Genomic DNA, 7,603 nt, shown 5'->3' on the forward strand with positions numbered 1-7,603 from the left:
GCCTGGTCCGGACGGGCCGGGCGCAGGCGCGCACGGCGTCCACTGTGGACAGCGGGTTGGCGGGCCGGCGAGCTCGCCTCCGGCCCGGGCGGGTGCGGATCGGCCGGCACTACGGCCGGATCAGTACCACTGCTGGTTGGTCAGCCCGTTGCAGTCCCACAGCTGGATCTTGGACCCGTTGCCGCCACCGCTGGACACGTCGGCATCCAGGCACCGGCCGTTGAAGCCGTTCACGTAGGCGCGCACGTTCCCGTTCCAGTACCACTGCTGGTTGGTCAGCCCGTTGCAGTCCCAGAGCTGCACTCTGGAACCATTGCCGCCGCCACTGGACACGTCGGCGTCGAGGCACCGGGCCGTCCCGCCGAACGGGTAGATCCGCAGCGAGTTGTCCCCGCTCACCCGGTACCAGATCTGGTTGGTCAGCCCGTTGCAGTCCCACAACTGGGCGCGGGAGCCGTTGCCGCCACCACCGGAAACGTCGCCGTCCAGGCAGCGGCCGTTGAACACTTCGTGCAGGAGCCCGTTCGCCGAAATCGTTTGCGTCGTGGCCGAAGCCGCCGTAGCCATGGCCGGCAGCGAAGCGAAGGCGGCGATGGCCGCCACGACCGGCGTCACGAACTTGCGAATACGCATCTGATTTTCCCCTCGATCGACTGGAATTGCTCTTTTGCGCGAAAATTGCCACGAGAAATCTCGCGAGTTGCCGTTGAGCGCACACACGAACGGGAATTGCGCTGAATTGCCGCGTCGACGAGACAGGCCCGTCCGCGCTCGTCGCCCCCCACTTCGCGAGCTCTGGCACGACCCCGATCCGGGGTACACGCATACTATGAGGAGCCGGAAACCCGCGTCAAGTAAAGTTTAATGAACAGAGTGGATCATGCCTGACCCGAACGCCCGCAGGACACTGGCCGAAGCGCTGACCACCCTCATCGCCAAGAAGGCGGCCCGGGACGGCGAGCACACCGTCACCGACCAGGAGATCGGCGCGCACATCGGGAAGTCGCGCACGACCGTGTGGAAGCTGCGCACCGGCCAGGAACAGAACCCGAAGATCGAGACGCTCGAGGCGCTCGCCCGGTTCTTCGGCGTGAAGGTGACCTACTTCCTCGACGAGGAGAAGGCCGCGGCGGCCGACGAGCAGCTCGAGTCGCTCGCCGCCGCGCGCAGGCTGCAGGAGGCCGCCGAGCGCGGCGGCGTCACGGGCATCAACGCCCGGCTCGGCAGCCTCTCCCCGGAGAGCCTGCTCGCGGTCGCCCGGCTGATCGAGCAGCTGGACGAACCGGACGGCTCCGGCCGCACCGGGAGATGAACGGTCCGGGGGGAGCCAACCTGTCCGAGCTGCGGCACGCGGTCGAGCGCGTGCTGGACGAGCTTTCCTGGTCACCGCCGTACGAACTCGATACGCTGCTGGACCAGATCACCCGGCGCTGCGGCAAGCACATCGCGCTGCTGCCCGCCGAGTTGCCCCGCGACGGTGCGGGCGGCCTGGTCATCGAACGCACCCACGACCTGGTGATCGTGTTCGACCGGTCCCTCCCGCCTCTCCAGCAGGAGCATGTGATCATGCACGAAGCGGCACACGTGTTGTTCGGGCATCGCGGCACTTCGGTCGCCGATCTCACCCATGACGAACTCGACGAGCTGGATCCGGACGTCGTGCGCGGCGCGCAGCGGTTCGTCAGGCGCGACGGCTACTCGGCCGTCGAGGAGCGGGTCGCCGAGGTCGCGGCGGCGCTGATGTGGTCGCGGGCGGACAAGGCGCGGCGTGCGGTTCGCCCGCCGCTCCGCTCGAACACCGTGGCCGAGGCCAACGAACGGTTCGCGGAGGCGTTGCTGGCACGGCGACCCCGGTGAACCTCCCCGGCACCACGGTCGTGGCAGCGGTGGTCACGACCGCGGCCTGGCTGTACTTCCTCCGCGCCCTGCTGCGCAAGCCACGCAACGACACGCTGCTCTGCGCGTGGCTGTCCGCGCAGTTCATGGCGTTCGCGCTGTACCTCGGCCTGGTCGAATACGGCGCCGAGGTGACCCGCCCGATCCCGGCGTGGGCCCGGACGACCGTGATCGCGCAGCACGTGTGCGTGCCGGTGGCGCTCTGCCTCGGCCACCTCGCCTACATCTTCCTGATCTGCGAACGCAAGGACGCGGTGCGCCAGGTCGTCCGGCACGCGTGGCTGCTCACCGCGACCTTGACGACGATGCTGGCGCTCGCCCTGCTCGCCGATCCCGCCCAGTTCACGGCCGCGCACGTCGCGCACTACAGCGACAGCGGACTCGCCGGCGCCTACATGGCGGTGTTCACCGCGTACGCCGGGATCATCGTGACGGCTACCGCGAGGGTCACGTGGACGTGGTCCCGGCTGGTGGACGACCCGTGGATCCGCCGCGGCCTGGTGGCGGGCACGATCGGCCTGCTGCTGGGAGTCCTCTACTTCCTGGTGGGAGCCGCGTTCATCGCGCTCGCCGTCGTGGGCCACCCGATCGCGCTCAACGAAGGCGCGCTCGTCCGCTGGCTGCTCGTGATCGCCGTGCCCCTGTCGCTCGCCGGGCTGACCACACCCGGCTGGGGACCGCGGCTGGCGTCGGCCAGGACCTGGTGGCGGTCCTACCGGGCGTACCGGCGGCTGCACCCGCTGTGGGCGGAACTCACCGGCGCGTTTCCCCACGTCCGGCTGGCGATCCAGCCCTCACGCGCCAGCGCGTACCTGCGTTCCCGGTTCCCGCGCCCGGGCTGGGTGACGGCGGCCCTGGACAACTGGGACGAACGGTGGTCTCCCCTGCACCGCCACCTCGATCTCCGCCTTCACCTGCGGGTCCTGCAGATCTGGGACGCCCGCCGCGCGCTGCTCGACCGGTGCGACCCGGCCGACTACGAACAGGCGCTGGCCGCACCGGGCGCGTCGAAGCTGTCCGAACCGCAGCGAGCCGCACGTGCCGAAGCCGCGATGCTCACCGCGGGGCTGGCCCGCCACCGGACGGCCCGCCCCGGCGGCGGGTGGACCGGAAGCCGCCCGGCTTTCCAGGACGCGGACCTCTTCGCCAACGCGGCCTGGTTGCTGCAGGTCGCGAAGTACATGAAGACAACGCTCACCGACGCGGAGAACACGTCTCCGCGGCACCTCAGCGAGGACGGGGCTTCCGAACGATGAGCAGAGCGGTGACCTGGGAAGGCTTCTTCAACACCAGGGACCTCGGCGGACTGCCCACCAGGTCCAGCGGCACGACCGGCTACGGAGCCTTCTTCAGGACCGCCGACCTTCGTTTCGTCACCGCGACAGGGTGGGCCCAAGCGCACGAATCCGGCGTCCGCACGGTCGTCGACCTCCGCAACCCGGACGAGATCCGGCCTGCCGAAGCCTCGGTGACGGCCCAAGCCGGCTCGGCACAATTCGCGGCCGCCCCGGAAGGCCCCACCACCCCGACCGGCATGAACCGGCTCGAGGTCCCGCTCGACGACATCGAAGACATCGGGTTCTCGCAAGGCATCAACCGCGAGCGGCTCAACGGCACCCCGCTCTACTACCCCGTCTTCCTCGGGCGGAAGGCCGAACGGTGCGCCGCCGTCGTCAAGGCGATCGCCCACGCCGCGCCCGGCGGTGTGCTGTTCCACTGCGGGGCGGCCGGGACCGAACGGGGCTGATCGCGCTCCTGTTGCTCGCGCTGGCCGACGTCGAGCCCCAGGCGATCGCCGCGGACTACGCCCTGTCTGCCGAATCCCTGAAAGCGCTCTACGCCGCAATGGGAACCGCCGACCAGCAACCGCTCATCCAGGGTGTCCTCGCCGACCGGGGCCTCACGGTCGAAGAGGCCGTCTTGGCGACGCTCGACGGCTTCGACGTCGAGCAGTACCTCCTCGACGCCGGCGTCACCGGCAGCGAACTCCACCGCGTTCGCAGCAGGCTCCCGGGTCTTCGCTGAAACCCCGGACGGCGATCGTCAGCGGCGCCGGAAGCCGGAAACCACGGCCAGGACCACCGCGGTCGCCCCGGCCAGCCAGCCCACCACGCGGGACAGCTCCACCGCGCGCGTCACGTGTCCGGCGTCCGGATTCCGGCCCACGCCCAGGACCGGCAGCTCCGCCACCCCGTGCGGGTACACCGTCCGGCCGCCGACCCGGACCTCCAGCGCTCCCGCGAACGCCGCCTCCACGCGGCCCGCGTTCGGGCTGGGGTGGGCGATCGTGTCGCGGCGCCAAGCCCGCCACGCGCCGCCCGCCGAGCCGCCGACCACCGGGGCCGCCAACACCGTCAGGGCCGCCGCCACGCGGGTCGGGACCAGGTGGACCAGCTCGTCCAAGCGGTCGATCGCCCAGTGGCCGCGGCGGCCCGTGCGGGTGCGGCGCAGCAGGCTCACCGCCCGGGCGCCGAGCAGGCCCGGCACCCCCGCCACCGCGCCCCACACCAGCGGGGCCACCACCGCGTCCGACGTGTTCTCCGCCAGCGTCTCCACCGAGGCCCTCGACAGCGCGATCGCGCCCAGCCCGTCCGCCACCCGGGGGTCCAGTTCGGACAGTGTCGTGCGGGCCGGCTCGAAGCGGCACTCCTCGAGGTCGCGGGCCAGTTCCGTGCCGTGCAGGGCCAGGCCGGCCGCGCCGAGGACCGCCCACGTCGTCACCGCCGTCGCCGAGGCCTGCACCAGCGGGCGGCCGCGGCCGGCGCGTTCCAGCAGGGCCCCGGCGGCCACCGCGGCGGCGGCGACCGCGACGCCCGAGCGGGGCGGGAGGCGGCGGAACGCCGTCACCGGCGGGCGGTGGCGGGGATCGCCGAGGGCGCCGTCGGCCGCCACGCCCAACACCAGTCCGATCGCGCGCGCCGCGCTCACCCGTGCCCCCCGGCGGAAGGAAAAGTCCAGTTCCGCCAGAGGCTACTCGACCTCTGGGGCGGCCTCCGATACCAGGGCGGCGATCTCGTCCCTCGCCTGGACGACGATGTCCCGCATCGCCCGCTCGGCCCGCTCCGCCTCGCCGTCGGCCACCGCCGCGGCCACCTCGGCGTGCAGCGCGATGGCCTCGGGCTGCGGTTCCGGCGGCATCAGGCCGTGCCCGGTCCGGCCGGTGAGCACCTCCGCGACGACCGCCGACAGCTGGCCGAACATCGGGTTCCGGGACGCGGTGAGCAGCAGGTCGTGGAAGGCGATGTCGAACCCGAGGAACGCCGAGAGGTCGCGCGCCCGGGCCGTCCGGGCCAGCCGCTCCCCCAGCGCGCCCAGGCGGCCGCGCTCCTCCGGCGTCGCGCGCAGGGCCGCGTACCGCGCCGCGCACGGCTCGATCGCCGACCGCAGCTCGTTCAGCGTGGCCAGGGCCGCCGGGCGGGCCGGGCCGTCGAGCTGCCAGCGGATCAGCCGCGGGTCGTAGTGGTTCCACTCCGCCGGCTCGCGGACGATCACGCCGACCCGGCGCTTGCTGCTGGTCAGCCGCATCGTCTCCAGGACGCGGACGACTTCGCGCGCCACGGTCCGCGAAGCGCCGAAGCGTTCCTGGAGGTCTTCCGAGCGCAGCACGGTGCCCGGGACCAGGGATCCGTTCGCGATCGCCGCGCCGAGGGCATCCAGTACCTGCTCGTGTCTCACCTGATCAAGGCTAGCCGTCTGACTCGATTAAGTAGTACTTCATCTTGAATAAGTAGTACTTTTGAGTTTGACTCACCTGGGCACAACGAAGTGGGAGGTGCGGATGACCGTCATCGTGGTGATGGGGGTGTCAGGCTCCGGGAAGACGACGATCGGCACGGCGCTCGCCGAGGCCCTCGGCGTCGAGTACGCGGAAGCGGACACGTTCCACCCGAAGGCCAACATCGACAAGATGACCGCCGGCACGCCGCTGACCGACGAAGACCGCGCGCCCTGGCTCGAGGCCATCGCCGGCTGGATCCGCGAGCACGAGGCCACCGGCGGTGTCGTGACGTCGTCCGCGCTCAAGCGGCGGTACCGCGACGTCCTGCGCAGCGGCGGCGACGTCTGGTTCGCCCACCTGCAGGTCGACCGCGCGTTGCTGGCCGAGCGGATGAAGACCCGCAAGGGCCACTTCATGCCCGTATCGCTGCTGGATTCGCAACTGGCCGACCTCGAACCCCTCGAGCCGGACGAGGCCGGCGCCGTCTTCGACAACACCGGCGGCACTCCCGAAGAGATCACCGAAGCCGCACTGACCGCCTTCCGGGAGCACGCGTGAACGCCGTCCTCGCCGCCGGCTGGACCGGCCACTCCACCCGCCTGATCATCGCGACCGTCGTCGCGATCGCCGTCATCGTCGTGCTCATCACGAAGGTGAAGCTGCACCCGTTCCTGTCGCTGGTCCTCGGCTCGCTGGTGCTCGGCCTGACCGCCGGGATGCCGGTCGACAAGCTGCTCAAGAGCTTCACCACCGGTGTCGGCAGCACGGTCGCGTCCGTCGGCATCCTGATCGCCCTCGGCGCGATGCTCGGCAAGCTGCTCGCCGACTCCGGCGGCGCCGACCAGATCGTCGACACCGTGCTCGGCAAGGCCCGCGGCGCCGCGCTGCCGTGGGCGATGGCCCTCGTCGCGGCCCTGATCGGGCTGCCGATGTTCTTCGAGATCGGGCTCGTGATGCTGATCCCGGTGGTGCTGCTGGCGGTCAAGCGCACCGGGAAGCCGTTGATGCTGCTGGGGATTCCCGCCGTGGCCGGGCTTTCGGTGCTGCACGGCCTGGTCCCGCCGCACCCCGGCCCGCTCGCCGCGGCCGGCGCGCTGAACGCGAACGTCGGCGTCACACTGGCGTTCGGCCTGCTCGTCGGCATCCCGACGCTGGTCATCGCGGGCCCGCTGTTCGCGCGCGTCGCGGCCCGGCTCGTCCCGGACGCCGTCGCCCCCGAGCGGCTGATCCCGGAACGCGCCGACACCGACAAGCCGCGCCCGAGCTTCGCCGCGACGCTCACCACGGTGCTGTTGCCGGTCGTGCTGATGCTCGCGAAAGCGCTCTCGGACATCCTGCTGGCCAAGGACAGCCAGGCCCGCAAGATCCTCGACTTCGTCGGCGACCCGCTGATCGCGCTGCTCGCGGCGGTCCTGGTCGGCATGGTGCTGCTGGGCCGCCCGGCCGGGCTCGGCCGCGAGAGACTGTCCACTGTGGTCGGTGAGTCGCTCGGCCCGATCGCCGGGATCATCCTGATCGTCGGCGCGGGCGGCGGGTTCAAGCAGACCCTGGTCGACGCGGGCGTCGGCGACGTCATCACCGGCCTGGCCAAGGACGCGAACCTGTCGCCGCTGCTGCTCGGCTGGCTGGTCGCGGTGGCGATCCGGCTGGCGACCGGCTCGGCCACGGTCGCGACCGTGTCGGCGGCGGGCATCGTGGCCCCCCTGGCGGCGACCATGGACCCGTCCCACAGCGCCCTGCTGGTCCTGGCCATCGGCGCCGGGTCGCTGTTCTTCTCGCACGTCAACGACGCCGGGTTCTGGCTGGTCAAGGAGTACTTCGGGCTCTCGGTCGGCCAAACGCTGAAGAGCTGGTCGGTGATGGAGACGCTGATCTCCGTGGTGGCGATCGCGCTGATCCTGCCCCTGTCACTGGTCGTCTAGCGGCGGCGTGCGTGCCCTGCCGCCCCCGGTCGTGAGTGGTAAGGCGGGTTAGAACCCGCCTTACCAC

Annotated in this window: 8 protein-coding genes and 1 pseudogene; 6 read left to right on the top strand and 3 right to left on the bottom strand. The window is 71.5% G+C overall.

All coding sequences use genetic code 11. The features are described from left to right. Positions 1-120: 120 nt before the first annotated feature. The gene (locus tag ABZW17_RS46375; RefSeq protein WP_354829327.1) at positions 121-633 is read right to left on the bottom strand and encodes an RICIN domain-containing protein; all 513 of its coding nucleotides are present in this window, start codon (positions 631-633) and stop codon (positions 121-123) included. A 247-nt stretch (positions 634-880) separates the two neighbouring features. Between ABZW17_RS46375 and ABZW17_RS46380 the strand changes: the two genes are divergently transcribed. The 4 genes and pseudogenes from ABZW17_RS46380 to ABZW17_RS46395 all read left to right on the top strand — a co-directional run bounded on the left by ABZW17_RS46380 (position 881) and on the right by ABZW17_RS46395 (position 3,921). Beyond that, positions 881-1,312 carry a helix-turn-helix transcriptional regulator gene (locus ABZW17_RS46380; RefSeq protein WP_354829329.1) on the top strand — a complete coding sequence of 144 codons (432 nt, stop codon included), beginning with the start codon at positions 881-883 and terminating at the stop codon, positions 1,310-1,312. Beyond that, the gene (locus ABZW17_RS46385; protein WP_354829332.1) at positions 1,309-1,857 is read left to right on the top strand and encodes a hypothetical protein; all 549 of its coding nucleotides are present in this window, start codon (positions 1,309-1,311) and stop codon (positions 1,855-1,857) included. Before ABZW17_RS46380 ends, ABZW17_RS46385 begins: the two co-directional genes overlap by 4 nt. Continuing rightward, positions 1,854-3,152: an MAB_1171c family putative transporter gene (locus tag ABZW17_RS46390; protein ID WP_354829335.1), complete on the top strand. Its 1,299-nt coding sequence runs from the start codon at positions 1,854-1,856 to the stop codon at positions 3,150-3,152. Before ABZW17_RS46385 ends, ABZW17_RS46390 begins: the two co-directional genes overlap by 4 nt. Next, a pseudogene (locus tag ABZW17_RS46395) lies at positions 3,149-3,921 on the top strand (tyrosine-protein phosphatase). The gene ABZW17_RS46390 and the pseudogene ABZW17_RS46395 overlap by 4 nt, the downstream one beginning before the upstream one ends. 18 nt (positions 3,922-3,939) lie before the next feature. Here the strand turns inward: ABZW17_RS46395 and ABZW17_RS46400 are convergent. After that, positions 3,940-4,824, bottom strand: coding sequence for a cobalamin biosynthesis protein (locus tag ABZW17_RS46400; RefSeq protein WP_354829338.1), 885 nt, complete (start codon positions 4,822-4,824; stop codon positions 3,940-3,942). 42 nt (positions 4,825-4,866) lie between these two features. Then, on the bottom strand, positions 4,867-5,571 hold the full coding sequence (locus tag ABZW17_RS46405) for an FCD domain-containing protein (RefSeq protein ID WP_354829340.1): 705 nt from the start codon (positions 5,569-5,571) through the stop codon (positions 4,867-4,869). A gap of 103 nt (positions 5,572-5,674) precedes the next feature. On the opposite strand from ABZW17_RS46405, the gene ABZW17_RS46410 reads away from it, so the two are divergent. Together ABZW17_RS46410 and ABZW17_RS46415 are read left to right on the top strand one after the other, a co-directional pair. Continuing rightward, positions 5,675-6,172, top strand: coding sequence for a gluconokinase (locus tag ABZW17_RS46410; protein ID WP_354829343.1), 498 nt, complete (start codon positions 5,675-5,677; stop codon positions 6,170-6,172). Beyond that, positions 6,169-7,536: a gluconate:H+ symporter gene (locus ABZW17_RS46415; RefSeq protein WP_354829346.1), complete on the top strand. Its 1,368-nt coding sequence runs from the start codon at positions 6,169-6,171 to the stop codon at positions 7,534-7,536. Before ABZW17_RS46410 ends, ABZW17_RS46415 begins: the two co-directional genes overlap by 4 nt. Positions 7,537-7,603 lie beyond the last annotated feature (67 nt).

The organism is Amycolatopsis sp. NPDC004625 (assembly GCF_040609695.1).
Classification (GTDB): Bacteria; Actinomycetota; Actinomycetes; order Mycobacteriales; family Pseudonocardiaceae; genus Amycolatopsis.